The following is a 19,611-nucleotide window of genomic DNA, read 5'->3' as shown; positions in this document are numbered from 1 at the left end:
TCATATATTACCCGTTATCTGGAATGAGTCAAGTCTTCCCGCGTATGTGTGTGTCGCCGGTCAGGCCGATATTGGGAACAGCGCCAGGTCGGTGCCGGTGGCCTGCGCCCACCAGTCGGCGAATCCTGGCCGTTCCTTGTCGGCGACGACGGCGGGGGCGACGACGAAGAAGTGCTCCAGCTCGTGCGGGCCCGTGCCGTCCCGGCCAGGGACGACCGCGCGGGCGATGCCGTCGTCCCCGAGCTCGCGGCGGGTGTCGACGAGCGCCTGGGAGCCGTCGGGCCCGCCGATATCGACCCGCAGCGGAGCGCCGTCGAGCCAGGCGGCCATCTCTTCGCGAGAGCCGACGTCGACCGACCGAACCGATCGCGCGACCATCTTGGCCCCGCCGGTTTGGGTGCGCCGGGCGAGGCGGCGGACCTCGTAGAGGGCGTGAGGTTGCTCGGCGAGCGCACTCTCGAAGGCGGCCAGGACGCCGGTGAGTCCGGCCGCGCGCACGTAGTCGATGGCGCGCTTGCCGCCGACTAGGCCCTGTTTGGCGTTGAGCGCGAGTGCGGTGTGCTCCATCAGCAGCATCCGCGCCCCGGCATCTGGGAACGCCGCGTAGCGCGCCAGGGTGGCGACTCGATTGGCAGCGGTGACCAGCGCGAAGGGACAGAACACGCACGCCGACTTCTGCCATGCTCGGCCGGTCTTCTCCCGGATGTAGGCCAGCACCTGTTCCCGGTCCCAGCCCCAGGAGATCAGTGGGTACTCACCACGCCGCAGCGCGGTGTCGTATCCGGCGTCGCGGCGGGCCCGCGTCAGCTCACCTGCCTCGAATCCGACGACGTGCCGGTACGGCCGTTCGTGTGTGATCGCGGCGATCACCGGGTCGAGCACTTCGCCCTTGGCCGACATGCTGCACCGACGACTGCCACCGATCTGCGGCTGAGTGCCGGCCGTGAGCATCTCGGTGCCGAGGGTGTAGGCGCCCTCGATATAGAGGCGGTGCGGCGATCGGGAGTCGTCGAAGACGATGACGCCGGTGCCATCAGTGCGCACCCGGCGGTCGGCCCGCCCGACCTGGATGAACCGAATCCGGTGCTGGGCCAGTAGCGGGAGCACGACCTCGGCCACGTCCCGCGCGGTGTCTTCCCATTCGTCGCCCACCATGGCGGTGATGACGGCCAGCTCCGCCAGGTCGAAGTCGCGGCTGTCGGGGTCGAAGATCCAGCGCAGCAGCAGGGCGGTGCTGTCGGCCCCGAGTCCATAGGACAGCACGACTCGGGGCGCGGGTTCGTGCGCGGCGAACTGCTCCCGCAGTGCCGCGGGCACGGCGAGCCCGGTCACCGGTTCGCCCGATCGCGGACGCGCAGGGCCACCCCGCCCGAGCCCGGCGGGCAGGTGCAGCCCGCCGCGTGCAGCTCGTCGGTGATGCGCCGCCAGGCGCGGTAGTGCCGTAGTCCGCCCTCGACGGCCACCGCACCGGCGAGGAACATCAGGCTGGAGATGATCGCGGGGAACTCCGACGACACCGCGCCGAGGGCGTACATCGAGCCCCCGGTCAGCCAGCCGGTGGCCACAACGGCGTGTGCCTGGGCGAGCCAACTCTGGTCGTGCTGTTCGTCATGACGTCCGTCGTGCTGGAAGTTGTTCACGGGAAAACTCCTCCGGGAATGCGCGAGTGGGGATGGGCGGATGGCGGTCAGCGCGCCGTGTCCGGTTCGGCGTCGGTGCCGCCGCCCGTGACGAGAGAGCGCGGGCTGAAGTCGCGCGCGAACCGGTCGGTGAGCTGTGCCAGCAGCGCGAGCAGTTGGTCGCGGGGAACGTCGACCGACTGGAAGGACCCGCCGAAGCGCACCGCGTCGGCGTCCGGGGCGATGGTGAGTCGTTCCCGGCCGTCGCCGAGGTCGGTGACCTCGAGCCGGTCGCCGTCGGCGTCTTCGACGACGGTGTGAGGCATGACGCGGATGCTGTCGGGCAGGCCCGCCGGGCGAACGCCGTGGCGCAGCAGGGCGACGGTCTCGGGCGTCAGCACGCTCGCGGTGCGCAGCCGGAGTTCGAGCTCGCCGTCGCCGCTGTAGGCGATCAGCCGCCCATCGAGGTCGTAGAAGTCGAGCCAGAGCCCGAACTCGTCGGCGCGGTCGGTGGCCGCGCCGACGGCCAGCCCGTTGGCCAGCAGCCCGCGAATGATCCAGCCGGTCGGCCCGAGCGGGGTCACCTGGGCGGAGTCGACGCTGTAGCGGTCGATGAGGTCGAGCTCGTCGCGGAACGGGGTGTCCAGCACCGAGGACCACGCCCGCGCGTCCTGGTCTTTGCGCGACATCACGCCCGCCCCTCGTCGGTCAGCGAGGCCCACCAGCCGTCGACGAGGCCGTGCGCTGTCCAGTCCGCGAGCTGGGCGTGCGCGCAATCGCGGTGCGCGACCACCGCCGCGGCGCGCTCGATCGGGTAGCAGTGCGAATGCGTCGAGCAGCCCTGAGTCCAACCGGGTACGTCCTCGTCGAGCACGATGACGTTCGTAGGGACCAAGCCGTCGGAGGTGAGCGGGCCGAGCAGGGTGGCTTCCCGGTCCGGGTCGCCGAGCGCGGCGGCGGGCAGCATCGCGAAATCCCAGCGCCGGGAAGAGGACAGGACTGCGACGCGGACCGGATCGTGCAGCAGCGCGGCGGCGGCCTGCACGGCGGCCACGGCGGTGTAGCCGTAGCAGAAGATCTCGAGCGGGGTGCCGTCGAGACGGGAGTAGACCGAGGCGCACCAATCGGTGCTAGCGGCGATTTCGTCCGCGTCGAGCGCCAGGCCGTCGCCGTTGCACACAAGCATCTCCAGCGGGATGCCCCGGACTTCGCCGACGGGAATGTAGATGTTCACGTGGCCTACGACGCGGACCTGCGCGTCGTAACCGAGTTCGGTCAGCGCGGTCAACTCAGGTGCGTAGCGCACCCGTGCCTCGGCGACGAGAGCGTCGAATTTGGTGGAGGGCATTGCCCTGCTCCCTTCGGGGGATATGCGAGTGGGGATCGAAGGGGGCGGGGTGTCCGGTCCCGCCCGGCTTCGGTGTTGCTCAGGTGGTGTCAGTGGCGCTCGCGCGGTTCTGCGGTGGCGAGCAGTTCGAGCAGGGCCTTGATGTCGCTAGAGCCCGCGAGGCGGGCGGCGAGGGGTGTCCGCATGCGGGTGACTACGGCGTGCAGCGTGCCGCGCGGACCATCGGACACTGGATGCCGGTCGCCGGTGCGCGGGTCCACGAGCTCGCCGGTGACCTGGATGTCGATCAACGGGTTCCGGCGGAACACCAGGAAGCAGCGCGTGGTGACGTAGTCGAATTCGATGTCGGCTCCGAACGCAAGGGCCGGTTCGGGGGCGTCGCGGACGACCACCTCGAAGTAGCGGTAGCCAGAGAAGATCGCGGTGAACGGTGCGGTGCACACAGTGACGCTGAGCCATTGCCGGGTGCCCGCGTGCCAGGCGGTGTAGGGGCCGGTGCGGGTGAGATCGGTCAGGGTCTCCACGAACGCCGCGTGACGCGCCTCGTAGTCCGGCGTCCGCCACCATGCGCGGCTGTCGCCCCGATGGAACCGGGCGATGCAGAACAACACGGTCCCGCTGACGAGCAAGCCCGCGACGTCGAGCCAAGCGCGCCGTTGCACGGCCGTGTACAGGCTGGAGCCGATCGCGGCGGCCGCCACGAACATGGTCAGGGGGAACAGCTTGTTGAGAATCTTGCGGATCACGATCGGAACCTTTCGTCGATAGGAAAAGGAGGGAGGGAGCCGGGCGCGGCTCAGCCGTTGACCCACTCGATCGGCACTTCCACGCCCCAGAAGCGGCGGTGGAGCAGCCGCCGGGCGTTCTCGGCGTCGGTCAGCCGTCCGTCGCGGCGGCGGAAGTGGACGATCGGGCAGCCCTCGATCGAGGGCCAGAAGGTGCCGTCGGCGTGCCGGATTCCGGACTGGATCAGGGCGTACGCCTCGCGGCCGGAGCCACCCGAGTTGCACGCGGTCACCCGAACGACGGGCACCCCGGCGGCTATCCGCGCGTCGCGCTCGGCGACGGCCTCGGCGGTGTCGAAGTACTCGGGATCGTGATTGGAGGCGTAGAGCGCGGCGCGGATCTGCTCGGCGGTGCACTGCACGTTCAGCTGTCCGGGCGCGATGGGGGAGGGCATGAGGTGCTCCTTCGGCGATGGCGAGTGGGGGAGGGGGGCGGGGGGGGCGGGGCCGGCCGCCGGCGGGGGGGCCGTCGCCGCCCGCACCTGCTCCCCTTCCCCCCCCCCACCGGCGCGGGGGTCCCCCGGGCCCCGCCCCCCCCCCGCCGGCCGGGCGGCCCCCCACGCTCCGACGCCTGATCAGCCGAGCGCGACCTCGGACCCGCGGTGCAACTGCACCGGAGCGGTCTTGCTCGCGGTATCGGCGTTGATGCCCTTGGCGGCCGGGTTCGCCTGTTCCAGTTGGGGTTTGCGGTCCAGCAGCGTCTTGGTGAGGACGCAGGCCAGATCGGCATCGAGGTCGTCGCGGACGACGAGCAGGTTGGGCACCACGATGGTGGGCACGTCGGCGGCGAGGCCGTAGGTGGCGGCCGGGATGGGCGCCGTCTCGTAGACCGGGTTGATCTCCTTCAGCTTCGGCAGCACCCCGGTGATGTCGAGGAAGCGGACCTTGTCCCTGGCGGTGGTGAACAGGTCGGTGATGCCGGGTGTCGGCAGGCCACCGGACCAGAACATGGCGTCGATCGAGCCGTCCTTGAGCCCGTCGACGGTCTTGGTCAGATCGAGCCGCTGTGCGGAGACGTCGGTGTCGGGGTTGAGCCCGGCGGCCTGCAGCACCCGCTGGGCGATCACCTCGGTGCCCGACTTGGGCGATCCGGTGGACACCCGCTTCCCACGCAGGTCGGCCAGGGAATTGATGCCCGCGTCGGCGCGCACGAGTACCTGGGTGTAGTTGTCGTAGAGCCGGGCCAGCGCGCGCACCGGTTGCGCGCTGGTGAAGCTGCCCTTGCCCTGGACCGCGTCGGCGGCGGTGTCGGCCAGCGAGAAGCCCACCTGGTAGGTGCCGCCGACGACCTGCTGGATGTTCTGTACCGAGGCGCCCGTCTCGGCGGCGGTCGCCTTGACCTTGCCGTCGGTGGCGGCCGAGACCTGCTCGGCGTAGGCGTTGCCGAGCGCGAAGTACACGCCGGTGGCGTTGCCGGTGGCGATGCCGATCCTGGTGTCCTGCTTCACCTCGCAGGTCACCTCGCCGCCCCCGTCGGCCGTCGGCGTGTCCTGGCGCCCACCGCAGCCGGTGAGCAGGGCGGCCGCGGCCGACACCGCGACCAGGGTGACAACTGTTCTGACCATGAGGTCCCCTCTCGTCGACGGCCACGCTGCCGCCTGCTGATGTCCACGGATCACGGTGTGCCCGTGGCTGTTCGACGCCGCATCCGCTCGACCGTGCCCGCGAGTACCGCCGCGAGCAGCACCGCCAGCCCGAGGGCGGTCGCGGTCGGATCGGGGTACAGCAACGTGAGGCCGGCCGCCGCGGCCAGCCCACGCGGGATCGGCCCGATCGCGCCGATGCCGAACAGCCAGCCGCCGGTCGCCGCCGCCAGCGCCGCGACGCCGACGCAGGCTGCCGCGCTCACCCACAGCACGTCGAGCACCGCCCCGCGTCCGAGCAGGTGCTGGCCGGAGTCGGTGAGCACGAACATCAGCGGCACCAGGAAGGCGGGCAGCGCGTAGCGCAGCGCCGCCCACATCGTCGGCACGGCCTTGGCGCCGGTGACCGCGGCCGCGCCGACCGCGGCCAGCGCCGTCGGCGGCGTCACCTCCGAGACCACCGATATGTACAAGACGAACATGGCGGCCGCGGGCGCCGCGACGTCCAGGTCGAGCAGGGCGGGGCCGATGATCACCCAGCCGATGACGAACGACGCCGTCACCGGCACCGCGAGGCCGAGCAGCGACAGCGCGATCGCGGCGAGCACCGCGGTGGTCGCCAGTACCACCGCGGGGTCGTCGGACAGCACCGAACCGGCCCGCACCAGCAGCGACGCCAGTTGTGCGCCGAGACCGGTCTTGGTGGTCATCGCCGTGATCACGCCCGCCGCGGCACACACGGCCACCACGGGCAGCGCCGAGCGCATGCCGTAGGCCAGCGCCCGCAGCGCGTCGAGGACGAAGGCGCCGGTCTCCCGCCGCGACCAGCGCCGACGCGGTGTGCCCGAATCATCCTTTCGCGCAGCGGATTCCGACCTGGCGCGCAAGATGCGGTCCGGAACGGCCAGGATCAGGGCGAGCACCATCGCGTAGACCACGGCACGGGTCGCGCTCATGCCGGCCAGCAGCAGCACGACGATCACGATCAGCGAGGAGAAGTGATAGCCGAAGCGCCCCAGTAGCTTCCACCACGGCGTCGGCAGCGGTCCGTCGGCCAGGTCGGCGGGCGCACGGCCCTCGGCGTGGATGCGGCGGGCGTCGATCTCGACCGACAGCAGGATGCCGAGGTAGTAGAGCAGGGTGGGGATCAGCGCCCAGCCGAGCACCGTCACGTACGCGACATCGAGGTACTCGGCGACGATGAACGCCGCCACACCGAGCGTCGGCGGGGACAGGATCGCGCCGACACCGGCGGCGGCGAGCATGCCGCCCGCCTGTTCGGGCCGATAGCCCGCCCGGCGCAGGATCGGCCAGGTGACCGCGCCGGTGCTCACCGCGGTCGCGGTACCCGAGCCCGAGACGGTGCCGAGCAGGAAGCCGGAGACCACGGCCGTGCGCCCGGCCGCGCTGTGCGAGCGGCGGAACAGCGAGACCGAGAGGTCGACGAAGAACCGTGCGGCGCCGGAGAATTCGAGCACCGCGCCGTACAGGGTGAACAGCACGATGTAGCTGGCCGCGACGTCCAGCGGGGTGCCGTAGAAGCCGCTGCCGGAGTTGTACAGCGCGTCGACGATCTGGTCGACATCGAGTCCGGCGTGCGCGATCGTCCAGTTCTGCGGCAGCAGCCCGCCGTAGTAGCCGTAGGCGAGGAAAGCCAGGCACACCGCGGGCAGGATGATCCCGGTGGTGCGCCGGCAAGCCTCGAGCACCAGCACCAGCAGCAGTCCGCCCATCACCACGTCCAGGGGCGCCAGCATGCCCTGCCGGTCGAGGAACGCGTCGTAGCCCCCGCCGCCGTCGCCGAGCGTGAACGGCAGCACCGGATAGAGGCAGACGACCGCGGTGACCACGGCGAGCGCCCAGTCCAGCGGCGCGGGTCCGTCGACCCGGTCGAGCCTGCCCCACCCAGACCGATACGCGAGGAACACCAGCGGCAGGGCGATGGCGAGAAAGACGACGAGGTAGTACTGACTCCCCTGCGGCAGTGGCCGGAACACCTGCCACAGCGCGAGCAAGGCCAGCCCGAACGACACCACGGCCACCAGCCGCGCCGGGAACCCACCGAGCGTCCTGGCCGGACGTTCCTGATCGTCGACGCCGAGTTCCGCCGAGGTCACGACCGGTGGCGCTGCGCTCATGAGCGGACGATAGCAACGTGTTTCGCACCGCCGGAGCGAAATCGGCAACCGTTGAGTCTGTACAAAATGGACACTAATTCCCGCCCGCCCGGCGTGGATAATGCCCTGATGCGGAGAATCTCGGTGGTGGGGACGTCGGGTTCCGGCAAGAGCACCGTGGCGAGGAACATCGCGCGGCGCCTCGAGGTCCCGTACATCGAACTGGACGCCATCCATCACCAGGCGAACTGGACACCCATGTCAGCAGCTGATTTCCGGGTCGCGGTCGCGGAGCGGACCGCCGGGGACGCCTGGGTGGCCGACGGCAACTACCGGACAAAGCTCGGTGACCTGGTGTGGCAGCGGGCCGACACCGTCGTGTGGCTCGATCTGCCCCGATGGTTGGTCATGTACCAGGTCGTCACCCGGACGGTGGGCCGCGCCCTGACCAGGCGCGAGCTCTGGAACGGCAACCGGGAATCGTGGTCGAGCATGTTCTCGGCCGACCCGGCGCAGTCGGTAATCCGGTGGGCGTGGACCACGCATGCCACGAACCGGACGAGATATCTTGCCGCGCTGGAGGATCCCGCGCACTCGGAGATCACATTCATCCGGCTGCGCTCTCGGCGCGAAGTGGCCAGGTTCCTCGACGCTCTCGAGGGCGCGGCCGCCGACGGAGCGCGCGGATAACCGCGGGAGCATGCGCCCTCGACAGTTCTGTCGGTGGGGGCGCCTACCATCCGGGCATGCTTTCGATCGATACCGGGCAGCGGCGGGCGAGGTTGGCGGACCGGCATCGGCTCGCGCCCTCGGCGCGCTCGGGTGATCCGGTGGACATCGCCCGCTCGCTGGTGGTGCTGCACGCGACCGACCCTGCGACGGTGTATCTGTCGGTCGGGGCCCGTGGCGTCGACCTCGCGCCCGCGGATGTCGAACGCGCCCTCTACGACGACCGCGCGCTGGTGCGGCTGCTCGCCATGCGGCGCACCATGTTCGTGGCGCCGACCGAGCTGGTCCCGGTGTTGCAGGGCGCGTGCTGTGACGCGCTGGCGACCAAGCAGCGCAAGACCTACGGCCGCTATCTCGAGCAGGCGGGCGTCGTCGACGGCGATGTCCAGGCGTGGTGGTCCGAGGTCGAGACGGAGACGCATTCGGCGCTGCTGACGCTGGGCGCGGCGACCGGCGCCCAGTTGAGCAAGGCGGTGCCGCGGCTGCGCACCCAGGTCGACACCGCGCCCGGGAAGCCCTATTCGAAGCCGACCAGCATCACCACCTGGGTCCTGGTGGTGCTCGGCGCCGAGGGACGCATCGTGCGCGGCCGCCCGAACGGCGGCTGGACCAGCAGCCAGTACACCTGGTCGCCCGTGGAAACCTGGCTGCCCGGGGATCTCACCCCCGTACCCGCCGCCGAGGCGCGCGTCGATCTGGTCCGCCGGTGGCTGTACGCCTTCGGCCCCGCGCCGGTGACCGATCTCAAGTGGTGGACCGGCTGGACTCTCGGCGACGTCCGAAAGGCCTTGGCGGAGCTGGACATCACCGAGGTGGCACTCGACGACGGCAGCGTCGGCATCCTGCTCACCGACGACCTCGACCCGGTCCCGGCGGCCGAACCGTGGGCGGCGCTGCTGCCCGCCCTCGACCCCACCCCGATGGGCTGGCAGACCCGCGACTGGTTCCTCGGCCCGCACACGTCCGCACTGTTCGACCGCAACGGCAATATCGGCCCCACCATCTGGGCCGACGGCCGCATCGTCGGCGGCTGGGCCCAGCGCGCCGACGGCGAGATCGTCACCCGGCTGCTCGAGGACGTCGGCAGCGACACCGAGAAGCTCATCGACGCCGAGATCGTCCGCACCGCGGAGTGGTTCGGCGACGTCCGCGCCATCCCCCGCTTCCGGACCCCGCTCCAGCGCGAACTCACCAGCTGACCGACGCGCGCGGTCACCGGTGCTCCTCAGATCTCGTCACACGGTGTCCGGCTCGCACGGGGCTCAGGCGCGGATCACCGTGGGCCCCAACGCCTCATAACGTCGCGCCTCGGCGGACGACAACTCGGTCCCGGTGATCAACGTCTCGAAGTCGGCGATCTCGGCGAAGCGGCAGAAGCTGCTCATCCCGAACTTGCTGTCGGCCGCCACCAGGACGCGGCGCCGCGACCGCGTCACCGCCGCCCCCTTCACGGCGGCGACCGCCGGGTCCGGGGTGGTCAGGCCGTACTCCACCGAGACGCCGTTGGTTCCGAGGAAGGCGAGGTCGATGGTGAGTTCGCCCAGCATGCGCAGGGCCCAGTGGTCGACGGTCGCCAGGGTGCGGCCACGCATGCGCCCACCCAGCAGCAGCACCGTGATCCCGGGGCTGTCGGCCAGCACCTCGGCCGCCAGCAGCGACGCGGTGACGACGGTGAGTTCCCGCTCGGCCAGCTTCTCCGCGATCAGCCGCGGCGTGAATCCCTCGTCGAGATAGACGGTTTCGGCACCGTGCAATTGCTCGGCCGCGGCTGCGGCGATCCGGTGTTTCTGCGCCAGGTCCACCCGGCTGCGGTATTCCAGGCTGGATTCGAAGGCCGCGCTCTCGAGCGGGATGGCTCCGCCGTGCACGCGCCGCAGCAGCCGGCGTTCGGCGAGCGCGCGCAGGTCGCGACGGATGGTCTCCGCCGCGACCTGCAGCTCGTCGGCCAGGCCGAGCACGTCCACCCGGCCGCGGGCGCGGGCGTACTCGACGATCAGCGACTGCCTCGACTCCGAATCCACCTGGCTATTCTGCGACACCGGCCGCGGCGTCCACGGCACCGAGTACGGCCGCGACCTCCGCGCGTGTCGCCGCCGATCGCAGCCGTTCGACCTCGTCGGTGTCGGCGAAGACGGCCGCGATCCGCGACAGCAGTGCCAGATGGTCGTCCCCGGCGGCGGCGATGCCGATCACGAACTCCACCGGATGCCCGTTCCACTCGATGGTCTCCGGATACCGCGCCACCGCGATGGCACTGTGCCGGATGCCGTCCTTGGCGGCGAGGGTGCCGTGCGGAATGGCCAGGCCGTTGCCCATGAACGTCGACACCGTGCGCTCCCGCTCGTGCATCGCCGCGACATAGTCCGCGCCGACCGCACCGGACGCCACCAGCAGCGCGCCCACTTCGTCGATGGCCGCGGCCGCGTCACGCGCCCGGCCCGCGAGCACGATGGCGTCCTCGGCGAGCAGCCCGGCCGCCGGCTCGGATGCGGGCACGGCCACCGCCGGATCCGCTGTCCCGGAGAGCATCTCGACGATCTCGCGGTAGGCGGGACTGTCCATGAAGTTGTCGACGGTGACGTGCACGGCCGAGGGGGTGCGCACGCGGGCCCGCTCGGCCAGATCGGTGTGGGTGACCACGAGGTCATAGCTGTCGGTGAGATTCGCGATCGCCTGATTCACGACACTCACCTCGGTGAACCCCGCCGCGCGGATCTTCTTGCGCAGCACCGAGGCGCCCATCGCCGAGGAGCCCATCCCGGCGTCGCAGGCGAACACGATCTTCGACACCGCCGACGGCGCGGCGGTCCGCCGCGCCGTCGACGCGATCGAGCGTGTGCCCTTCATCGCCTCCATCTCGGCCGTCGCCGCGGCCAGATCCGGCTCGGCGTCGGCCCGATCGGTCCGCAACAGCACTGCCGCGATCAGGAACGCCACCACCGTCGCGCCGATCACCGACAGTGTGACGCCCAGGTAGCTGCCGCTCGCGGTCTGCGCGTACACCGCCAGGATCGAGCCGGGCGCCGCGGGCGCGCGCAGCCCGGAATCGAAGATCACATTGATCAGCACACCGGTCATCCCGCCCGCGATCACCGCGACGATCAGCTTCGGCTTCATCAGCACATACGGGAAGTAGATCTCGTGGATGCCGCCGAGGACGTGGATCACCGCCGCGCCGGAGGCCGAGGCCTTGGCCGCGCCCCGCCCGAACACGACGAACGCCAGCAGCAGTCCGAGGCCCGGCCCCGGGTTGGCCTCGAGCAGGAACAGGATCGACTTGCCGGTCTCGGCCGCCTGATTGGTGCCCAGCGGGGTGAGGATGCCGTGGTTGATCGCGTTGTTGAGGAACAGCACCTTGGCCGGTTCGATGAACACCGAGGTCAACGGCAGCAGGCTGTGTTCGACGAGGAAGTCGACGACATTGCTCGCCAGCTCGCTGAACGCGGTGACCACCGGCCCGATCCCGAAGAAGCCGAACACCGCGAGCACCGCGCCGCTGATCCCGGCGGAGAAGTTGTTCACCAGCATCTCGAAGCCGGGCCGGATCCGGTGCTCCCACAACCCGTCGAGCTTCTCGATCAGCCAGCCGCCGAGCGGTCCGACGATCATGGCGCCGAGGAACATCGGCACCTCGGCGCCGGCGACCACGCCCATGGTGGCGATCGCGCCGACGACGGCGCCGCGGGTGCCGTAGATCAGCCGTCCGCCCTGGGCGCCGATCAGGATCGGCAGCAGGTAGGTGATCATCGCCGAGACGATGCCGCCGCCGTCGAAATCGCCCCAGCCGCCGATCTCGGCCACCCAGCTGTCGGCGCCCCAGGCGTCGGTGAGGGAGGTGATCCAGCCCTTCTCGATGAACAGGGCCGTGAGCAGGCCCCAGGCAATGAAGGCGCCGATGTTCGGCATGACCATGCTGGACAGGAACGTCCCGACCCGCTGCACGTGCACGCGCAGCCCGGTACGGGCTTCCGGTGGGGAGACAGACATCGCTTTTCCTCGAAACCACTCGATCAGATGTGACCCTAGCCACATTGGTCACCCCAGTAGAGCGCACAATCGGGCATCATGACAAGCATTCGGGCACAACTGGGCAGATTTTCGCTTGTATTTGTGCCCGAATGGTCGCTACCGTGTACGTAGCGACCCAGCTCACACCGGCCGGAGACGGCGGGAAGGAACGGCTCCATGAAGGCCCTGCGCTATTACGCACCCGAGGATCTCCGCCTGGAGGACATCCCCGAGCCCGAGTGCGGTCCCGGCGAGCTCAAGCTGCGGGTACGCAACTGCTCCACCTGCGGCACCGATGTCAAGATCCGGCACAACGGGCACCAGAACCTCACGCCCCCACGCACTCTCGGGCACGAGGTCGCCGGCGAGGTCGTCGAGGTGGGCGCCGAGGTGGCCGCGCGGTACGGCACGGACTGGCGGGTGGGCGATCGTGTCCAGGTGATCGCGGCGGTGCCCTGCGGTACGTGTCACGAGTGCGCGAAGGGCTGGATGGCGGTCTGCCAGAACCAGACCTCGGTCGGCTACCAGTACGAGGGCGGATTCGCCGAGTACATGATCGTGCCCGCGGAGGTGCTGCGGGTCGACGGGGTGAACCGGATCCCGGCGAACGTCGGTTTCGCCGAGGCGTCCGCGGCCGAGCCGATGGCCTGCGCGATCAACGCCCAGGAACTGCTGGGGATCGAGCCCGGTGACACGGTGGTGATCTTCGGCGCGGGCCCGATCGGGTGCATGCACATCCGGATCGCGCGCGGCGTCCACCGGTGCGGGCCGGTGTATCTCGTCGACGTGAACGCCGAACGGCTGGCGCTCTCGGCGAAGGCGGTCCAGCCCGACGAGGTGATCGACGCGTCCCAGGTCGATGTGGTCGAGCGGGTGCTCGAACTGACCGGCGGCCGCGGCGCCGACGTGGTGATCACCGCGACCGCGGCCAATGTCACCCAGGAGCAGGCGATCGCGATGGCCGCCCGCAACGGCCGCATCTCCTTCTTCGGCGGCCTCCCCAAGACGAACCCGACCATCACCTGTGATTCCAACGTGGTGCACTACCGTCAGCTGCACATCCACGGCGCCAACGGTTCGGCGCCGGAACACAATCGGCGCGCGCTCGACTACATCGCCACCGGCCGCGTGCCGGTCGAGGATCTGATCACCCACCGCATCCCGCTGGAGCGGGTTTTCGACGCGTTCACCGTCGTCGAGAACGGCGAGGCCATCAAGGTCACCGTGGAGCCGTGAGGGCCGCGGCGCTCAGGAGGGCTCCGCGAGCCGGTCGAGCACCCCGGTGACGCCGGCGCTGACCACCTCGGCGTCCCCGATGTCCAGCCCGTGCGTCACCTCGTACCAGGGCCCGAGGCGATGCCACAGCAGCGCGCGCTCGCGGAGCTCGTCGGTCACCCCGTACGCGGCGGCGAGGGCGGTGGCGAACTCCGCCGTCGCGCCGTACAGCGGCCAGGCCAGGTCGTTCGCGGCGTCGCCGAGATGGACGTCGCCGAAGTCGATCACCCCGGACACCCGCCCGTCGTCCACCAGCACATTCGATCGCCCGGCCGGGCACGAGGTCGTGGCGTACGGCCAGCGGCGTCTCGCTCCACAGCCGTGGGACCGGTACCGGCAGCGGCAGCCGCGGCGCCAGCCACGGCATCAGCCGGGTCTCGCGCCGCAGTTGCTCGGCGACCTCAGGACGGCGCGGTCGGCGTTCCACCCAGCGCCCCGCGACCAGCACCGCACGACTGTCCCATCCCCGCGCGTATTCCACTACCCCACGCTAGGGCAGCGAGAGGCGGAAGGGCTCATGGTTTTCCAGCGGCTCGGGCTGGGCAGCGCCGCCCGATCCGACCCTGTGTCACATGTCCAGGCCGAGGTCCAGCACGCGCACCGAGTGGGTGAGGGCGCCGATGGCGAGGTAGTCGACGCCGGTGCGGGCGTAGTCGGCGGCCTGCTCGAGTGAGAGTCCGCCCGAGGATTCGAGTTTCGTGTTCGGGGCGGCGGCGTCGCGGCGCTGGACCGCGGCCTGGGTCTGCCACAGCGGGAAGTTGTCCAGCAGCACGAGTTCGACGTTCTCGGCCAGCACGGCGTCGAGCTGTTCGAGGCTGTCGACCTCCACCTCGCAGGCGATGTCGGGGGCCAGCTCCCGGACCGCGCGCAAGGCGTTGACCACCGACCCGGCCGCGACCACGTGGTTGTCCTTGATGAGCGCCGCGTCGCCGAGGCCCATGCGGTGGTTGACGCCGCCGCCCACCCGCACCGCGTACTTCTGCAGCGCACGCAGGCCGGGCAGGGTCTTGCGGCTGTCCCGGATCGCACAGCCGGTCCCGTCGACCTCGTCGACCCAGGCGGCGGTCGCGGTGGCGATGCCGGACAGGTGGCAGACCAGGTTCAGCATGGTCCGCTCGGCGGTCAGCAGGCCCCGCGTCGGCGCCTCGACGCTCAGCACGGCGGTGCCCGGCTCGACCCTGGTGCCATCGGCCACGCGATCGGTGACGGTGTAGTTCCCGGTCCCGATCACCTCGTCGAGCACCAGCAACCCGACCTCGAGGCCGGCGACGGTGCCGTGCTGGCGCGACACCACCGACGCCTTGCTCACGGCGTCGGCGGGCACGGTCGCCACGGTGGTGACGTCAGGTCCGTAGCGCAGGTCCTCGTCGAGGGCGGTACGGATCAACGTCAGCAGTTCCTCGCGATCGAGGGCGGCATCCAGAGCCATGACTACAGCACTCCTGTTCTCGGACGCATCGCGCGCCCGTTCGATCCTGCGTGGTTCGCCACCGTATGAATCGCGCCACGGACCACCGGCTCCGGCGGTCCGTCGTTCACCGCGCACCGATCGGAACCGCGTGGGCATCGATCGCGACGGTGGACAGGTGGAGCGCGCCGTCCGCGCCGAGGCGAACCGCGGTGCTGTGCCGCTGATCCTCGACCGGGCCCGGATACTCCGCGCGGGTGTGACATCCCCGGCTCTCGGCCCGATCGGCGGCAGCGGCCAGCAGCGCACGGGCGGTCAGCGTGAGCGCGGCGTCCTCGATCCGGCGCAGCACGTGTGTGGCGGCGAAAGTCCGCTCGGCGGAATCGGTTCCGGTGAGCTGGTCCTCCGGCGATCGGGTGCCATCGCGCCGCGGGCCGTCCGCCACCGCTCGCGATGCGCCGGTCGGTTGATCGGTCCGGGTCGGGGCGCTCTGCTCGTCGGCCCGCGTTGCCGTGACCTCGAACAGCGCGACCCGCGCCCGCGCCGCGTCTATCCGCGACGCGGCCACCGCGAGCCCGGCGCCGTCGCGCACGACGGAGGCGTGCTCGGTCATGGCCTGCTGGACGACCGATCGATCCGCGACTTCCACACTCCACGAAGGGATCTCATCGACATCGGAGCGGACACCGAGCCGTTCGGACGCCGCCGCGCCCGCCCGTTCGCCGACGACCAATCCCTCGAGCAGACTGTTGGAGGCCAACCGGTTCGCCCCGTGCAGTCCCGTCCTGGCGACCTCGCCGGCGGCGTAGAGCCCGGGAACCGCCGTGCCCCCGTGCGTGTCGGTCAGTACCCCACCGCACTGGTAGTGCGCGCCCGGGGCGACCGGAATCAGTTGTGCCGCGGGGTCGATGCCCGCCGCGAGGCAGGAGGCGGTGATCGTGGGAAAGCGCTGGGCGAAACCGGTGATGCCGCGCGCGTCGAGGAAGACGTGATCGGTCCCCGTCACCCGCATCCGCTCCGCGATCGCCCGCGACACCACATCACGCGGCGCCAGATCGCCGCGCGGGTGGACGCCCGCCGTCACCGAATCGCCCGCGGCGTCGACGAGAATGGCGCCTTCGCCGCGCACGGCTTCGCTGATCAGCGGCCGTCGGCCCACGCCGCCCGGCGTGTAGAGCACCGTCGGATGGAACTGCACGAATTCGAGATCGGCCACCGCGGCGCCGGCCCACAGCGCCAGCGCCACCCCGTCCCCGGTCGCGCCGGGCGGGTTGGTGCTCGACGCGTAGAGCTGTCCGAGCCCACCGGTGGCCAGCAGGACCGCGGGAGTCCGCACGAGCCCGAAGCCGTTGTCCGACACCGCGACAACGCCGCGCACCCCGCCCGGTCCGGTCAGCACCCGCAGCGCCGCGGCACCGAAGATCACCGGCAGCCCGGCCGCGTTCAGCGCGCGCTGAACCTCGGCACCGGTCGCGTCGCCACCGGCGTGGATGATGCGGCGGGTGCTGTGCCCGCCTTCGCGGGTACGCGAGATCTGCCCGTCGCGGCCCAGATCGAACACCGCACCCAGGTCGGTCAGCGCGGCCACCGCCGCCTGGCCGCCCGCGACGATCGAGCGCACCGCCTCGACCTCGCACAGCCCGGCGCCGGCCTCGACCGTGTCGTGCACGTGCGAATCGACCGAATCGCCCCGCGGCGCGACGACCGCGATGCCGCCCTGCGCGTACTGGGTGGAGGTGTCGGTGGGGCCGCCCTTGCTGAGGATCAGCACGCGCAGCCCGCGTAGCGAGGCCGTGCGCGCGGCCGTGAGCCCGGCGACGCCACCACCGACGACCACCAGATCGACCTCGGCCTCCCAGGAGACCGGAACCGTCGCCGTCATGGTCGCTACCGGTTCGACGCGCGCGGGGTCACTCCCCACCGCCGGGGTTGCCGATCGCGATCATCCGCTGCACCGAGGCGCGACCGGCCTCGGCCATCGCCAGGTCGACGTGTACCTCGTCGGCGCCCTCGACCAGGCAGCGCAGCAGCGCGGCCGGGGTGATCATCTTCATGTACTTGCAGGAGGCCCGGTCGTTGACGGCCTGGAAATCGATCCCCGGCGCCGCCTTGCGCAGCTGGTGCAGCATGCCGACCTCGGTGGCCACCAGCACCTGGTTCGACGTGGACGCCTTGGCCGCGTCGATCATGCCGCCGGTCGACAGGATGTGCACCCGGTCGGCCGGGAACGCGCCCTCACCGGCCAGGTACAGCGCGGAGGTGGCGCAACCGCACTCCGGGTGCACGAACAGCTCGGCGTCGGGGTGCGTACGCGCCTGCTCGGTGAGCTCGTCACCGTTGATGCCGGCGTGCACGTGGCACTCGCCGGCCCAGATGTGCATGTTCTCGCGGCCGGTGACCCGCTTCACGTGCGCGCCGAGGAACTGGTCGGGCAGGAACAGCACCTCGGTGTCGGGGTCGATCGAGGCGACCACGTCGACGGCGTTGGACGAGGTGCAGCAGATGTCGGTGAGCGCCTTCACCTCGGCGGTGGTGTTCACGTACGACACGACCATCGCGTCGGGGTGCTCGGCCTTCCAGGCGCGCAGTTCCTCGGCGGAGATGGAGTCGGCCAGCGAGCACCCCGCGCGCTGGTCGGGGATCAGCACGGTCTTGGCCGGGCTGAGGATCTTGGCGGTCTCGGCCATGAAGTGCACGCCGCAGAACACGATGGTGTCCTCCGGGGCCTCGGCCGCGATCCGCGAGAGGGCGAGCGAGTCGCCGACGTGGTCGGCCACGTCCTGGATCTCGGGCAGCTGGTAGTTGTGCGCGAGGATCGTGGCGTTGCGCTCGCGCGCCAACCGCCGCACCTCCTTCGCCCACTCCGGCGTCGCTTCGACACCCGCGTACCCGGTGGGTCCGTCGAAGACCGAACCCATCAGCGTCGGCTGTGTGGTCGTCGTCGCCATGGTGGCTCCCTTCCTCGTGCGAGCGGCTCATCGCCTCGATTCGCACCAAACCAGGTTTTCGACTTAGAATCGAAAACGTGCCCCATAGTAACACCATCCATGAATCGCTCACCGCGGTGTTCCAGGTTCGCCGCTTCCCCACCGACGTTTCCGCAGGTAGTCGCGGTGCGCGGTATCCAGAGCTGGCGGTGCTGCTGTGGGAGCGGGCCCTGGACCCACAGAAGGGCACGTGGTCGCTACCCGGCGGGAGGCTGCGCGACGACGAGGACCTCGACACCTCGGCCCGCCGTCAGCTGGCCGAGAAGGTCGACGTGCGCGAGCTGGCCCATCTGGAGCAGCTCTCGGTGTTCAGCGCCCCCGATCGCGTTCCCGCCCCGCGCCGCATCGCCTCGGCCTACCTCGGCCTCGTCCCGCTCACCACCGAGCCCGAACTGCCGCTCGACACCACCTGGCACCCGGTCGCGGCGCTGCCGGACATGTCCTTCGATCACCGCACCGTCGTCGACCACGCGCGCACCCGCCTGGCCGCCAAACTCTCCTACACCAACATCGCCTACGCCCTGGCTCCCGACACCTTCACGATGTCGACGCTGCGCGAGATCTACTGCGCGGCACTGGGATACGACGTGGACACCACCAACCTCCAACGCGTCCTCTCCCGCCGCAAGGTGATCACCCCCACCGGCGACACCGCGCCGTCGGGCCGCGCGGGCGGACGCCCCGCCGCGCTCTACCGCTTCACCGACTCGGGCCTGCGCGTCACCGACGAGTTCGCCGCCCTGCGCCCACCGAGCTGAACGACGTCCACCGAATCTGTCGGTGGGCCCTGTCACACTTCGGGCATGGACGCAGAGAAGCAGGTCACTTCCTACGACGATCCGGACGCACCGTGGAACAAGAAGTTCTCCCCCGACGAGATGGTCGGCTGGAACGACGACGTGATCCGGGAGTTCCGGGAGAACGGCGGCAAGGTCGGCGGCGACTACGCGGGCGCCACGCTGCTGTTGCTCACCACCACCGGCGCCAAGAGCGGTAAGCCACATGTGGTTCCGCTCGGCGCGCTGTATCGCGATGACGTGCTGTACGTGAGCTCGTTCATGGAGGACCGCTACCCGGCCTGGTACCACAACGCCAAGGCGAATCCGCGGGTGACGATCGAACTGGGCGGCGAGAAGTTCGCCGCCACAGCCGATGTCCTCACCGGGGACCGCTACGCCGAGTTCGCGACCTGGGCGCTGGCACAGAACCCGCTGCTGGCCGACTACCAGTCCAAGACCGACAAGCCGCTCCCGCTGGTGACCTTCACCCGCGCGGACTGAGCGCGGCCGGGTCGGCCACGGTGGTGTCGGGGAACGAGTGGTGTTCGTGCGCGACCACCCACCGTCCCCCCTCCTTGCGCAGGCCGAGGGTGAGCCGCAATCGCGTATCGGGTTCGGCGGCAAGCTCTTCGGGGCGGCCGCAGCGCAGCAGCGCGTGCGCGAACGCGGTGTCGGCGCCCGCGGTCACCGTCAGGTCGACGATGTCGAAGGCCGCGCCGTCGACGAGCCAGGCGAAGAACGGCGGCCACGTCGCCCGGTAGGCGTCGATGCCACGCACGCCATCCTGCGGCGGCGGTACGTCGAACATGACGATATCGGCCGTGTGGTCGGCCAGGACCCCGTCGAGGTCGCCGGCGCGGACCGCGGCGGCCCACTGGTGGATCAGGGTGCGGATCTGCTGTTCGGCCCCACGATGGCGGTCGCCGATGCGCAGCCGGCGCCCGCGGTTGATCTGCCCGCCCAGCTGGTCGAG

General features: G+C 70.7%; 20 protein-coding genes and 1 pseudogene. 5 read left to right on the top strand and 16 right to left on the bottom strand.

Annotated elements, in window-relative coordinates; translation table 11 throughout:
• Positions 1-60 precede the first annotated feature (60 nt).
• The 8 genes from QH270_RS33980 to QH270_RS33945 form a co-directional block, all read right to left on the bottom strand.
• Complete coding sequence (locus tag QH270_RS33980) at positions 61-1,332, bottom strand: hypothetical protein (protein ID WP_280348881.1); 1,272 nt, start codon at positions 1,330-1,332, stop codon at positions 61-63.
• Positions 1,329-1,640, bottom strand: coding sequence for a hypothetical protein (locus QH270_RS33975; protein WP_280348879.1), 312 nt, complete (start codon positions 1,638-1,640; stop codon positions 1,329-1,331). Before QH270_RS33975 ends, QH270_RS33980 begins: the two co-directional genes overlap by 4 nt.
• A 47-nt stretch (positions 1,641-1,687) precedes the next feature.
• The gene (locus QH270_RS33970; RefSeq protein WP_280348877.1) at positions 1,688-2,308 is read right to left on the bottom strand and encodes a hypothetical protein; all 621 of its coding nucleotides are present in this window, start codon (positions 2,306-2,308) and stop codon (positions 1,688-1,690) included.
• Entirely contained in the window at positions 2,308-2,967 is a 660-nt protein-coding gene (locus QH270_RS33965; protein ID WP_280348875.1) for a hypothetical protein, read from the bottom strand. Before QH270_RS33965 ends, QH270_RS33970 begins: the two co-directional genes overlap by 1 nt.
• Before the next feature lie 89 nt (positions 2,968-3,056).
• Entirely contained in the window at positions 3,057-3,713 is a 657-nt protein-coding gene (locus QH270_RS33960; RefSeq protein ID WP_280348873.1) for a hypothetical protein, read from the bottom strand.
• A 50-nt stretch (positions 3,714-3,763) separates the two neighbouring features.
• Positions 3,764-4,147 (bottom strand): hypothetical protein, encoded by a 384-nt coding sequence (locus QH270_RS33955; protein WP_280348871.1) that lies wholly within the window; start codon positions 4,145-4,147, stop codon positions 3,764-3,766.
• Between the two features lie 180 nt (positions 4,148-4,327).
• Positions 4,328-5,317: a TAXI family TRAP transporter solute-binding subunit gene (locus QH270_RS33950; RefSeq protein WP_280348869.1), complete on the bottom strand. Its 990-nt coding sequence runs from the start codon at positions 5,315-5,317 to the stop codon at positions 4,328-4,330.
• A gap of 50 nt (positions 5,318-5,367) precedes the next feature.
• Positions 5,368-7,473, bottom strand: a complete 2,106-nt coding sequence (locus QH270_RS33945) for a TRAP transporter permease (RefSeq protein WP_280348867.1) — start codon at positions 7,471-7,473, stop codon at positions 5,368-5,370.
• A gap of 108 nt (positions 7,474-7,581) precedes the next feature.
• Between QH270_RS33945 and QH270_RS33940 the strand changes: the two genes are divergently transcribed.
• Together QH270_RS33940 and QH270_RS33935 are read left to right on the top strand one after the other, a co-directional pair.
• On the top strand, positions 7,582-8,142 hold the full coding sequence (locus tag QH270_RS33940) for a shikimate kinase (protein WP_280348865.1): 561 nt from the start codon (positions 7,582-7,584) through the stop codon (positions 8,140-8,142).
• A gap of 56 nt (positions 8,143-8,198) precedes the next feature.
• The gene (locus QH270_RS33935) at positions 8,199-9,380 is read left to right on the top strand and encodes a winged helix DNA-binding domain-containing protein (protein ID WP_280348863.1); all 1,182 of its coding nucleotides are present in this window, start codon (positions 8,199-8,201) and stop codon (positions 9,378-9,380) included.
• A 63-nt stretch (positions 9,381-9,443) separates the two neighbouring features.
• Here the strand turns inward: QH270_RS33935 and QH270_RS33930 are convergent, their stop codons facing one another.
• Entirely contained in the window at positions 9,444-10,202 is a 759-nt protein-coding gene (locus QH270_RS33930; RefSeq protein ID WP_280348861.1) for a DeoR/GlpR family DNA-binding transcription regulator, read from the bottom strand.
• A gap of 4 nt (positions 10,203-10,206) precedes the next feature.
• On the bottom strand, positions 10,207-12,168 hold the full coding sequence (locus QH270_RS33925; protein WP_280348859.1) for a PTS mannitol transporter subunit IICBA: 1,962 nt from the start codon (positions 12,166-12,168) through the stop codon (positions 10,207-10,209).
• Between the two features lie 198 nt (positions 12,169-12,366).
• On the opposite strand from QH270_RS33925, the gene QH270_RS33920 reads away from it, so the two are divergent.
• On the top strand, positions 12,367-13,425 hold the full coding sequence (locus QH270_RS33920; protein WP_280348857.1) for a zinc-dependent dehydrogenase: 1,059 nt from the start codon (positions 12,367-12,369) through the stop codon (positions 13,423-13,425).
• A gap of 12 nt (positions 13,426-13,437) precedes the next feature.
• Here QH270_RS33920 and QH270_RS33915 read toward each other — a convergent pair whose 3' ends face one another.
• The 5 genes and pseudogenes from QH270_RS33915 to nadA form a co-directional block, all read right to left on the bottom strand.
• A complete protein-coding gene (locus QH270_RS33915) occupies positions 13,438-13,716 on the bottom strand; it encodes a phosphotransferase (protein WP_280348855.1) in 279 nt (92 codons plus the stop codon).
• A 24-nt stretch (positions 13,717-13,740) separates the two neighbouring features.
• Positions 13,741-13,945 (bottom strand): annotated as a pseudogene (locus tag QH270_RS34585) (phosphotransferase); the annotation flags it as partial.
• 87 nt (positions 13,946-14,032) lie between these two features.
• The gene (gene nadC / locus QH270_RS33910; RefSeq protein WP_280348853.1) at positions 14,033-14,893 is read right to left on the bottom strand and encodes a carboxylating nicotinate-nucleotide diphosphorylase; all 861 of its coding nucleotides are present in this window, start codon (positions 14,891-14,893) and stop codon (positions 14,033-14,035) included.
• Between the two features lie 106 nt (positions 14,894-14,999).
• On the bottom strand, positions 15,000-16,754 hold the full coding sequence (locus QH270_RS33905) for an L-aspartate oxidase (protein ID WP_280348851.1): 1,755 nt from the start codon (positions 16,752-16,754) through the stop codon (positions 15,000-15,002).
• A gap of 28 nt (positions 16,755-16,782) precedes the next feature.
• Positions 16,783-17,820 (bottom strand): quinolinate synthase NadA, encoded by a 1,038-nt coding sequence (nadA, locus tag QH270_RS33900; RefSeq protein ID WP_280348849.1) that lies wholly within the window; start codon positions 17,818-17,820, stop codon positions 16,783-16,785.
• A 77-nt stretch (positions 17,821-17,897) separates the two neighbouring features.
• Here nadA and QH270_RS33895 point away from each other — a divergent pair, with 77 nt between their 5' ends.
• Together QH270_RS33895 and QH270_RS33890 are read left to right on the top strand one after the other, a co-directional pair.
• The gene (locus tag QH270_RS33895) at positions 17,898-18,617 is read left to right on the top strand and encodes an NUDIX hydrolase (RefSeq protein WP_280348847.1); all 720 of its coding nucleotides are present in this window, start codon (positions 17,898-17,900) and stop codon (positions 18,615-18,617) included.
• 45 nt (positions 18,618-18,662) lie between these two features.
• Positions 18,663-19,139: a nitroreductase/quinone reductase family protein gene (locus tag QH270_RS33890; protein WP_280348845.1), complete on the top strand. Its 477-nt coding sequence runs from the start codon at positions 18,663-18,665 to the stop codon at positions 19,137-19,139.
• On the opposite strand, the gene QH270_RS33885 is transcribed toward QH270_RS33890, so the two are convergent.
• Positions 19,123-19,566 carry a YybH family protein gene (locus QH270_RS33885; RefSeq protein ID WP_280348946.1) on the bottom strand — a complete coding sequence of 148 codons (444 nt, stop codon included), beginning with the start codon at positions 19,564-19,566 and terminating at the stop codon, positions 19,123-19,125. The genes QH270_RS33890 and QH270_RS33885 overlap by 17 nt on opposite strands.
• Positions 19,567-19,611 lie beyond the last annotated feature (45 nt).

Origin of the sequence: Nocardia neocaledoniensis (assembly GCF_029868625.1) — a bacterium.
In the GTDB taxonomy this organism is placed as follows: Bacteria; Actinomycetota; Actinomycetes; order Mycobacteriales; family Mycobacteriaceae; genus Nocardia; species Nocardia neocaledoniensis_A.
Note: the sequence above shows the minus strand (reverse complement) of the source record. Positions and strands in the feature narration are given on the sequence as shown.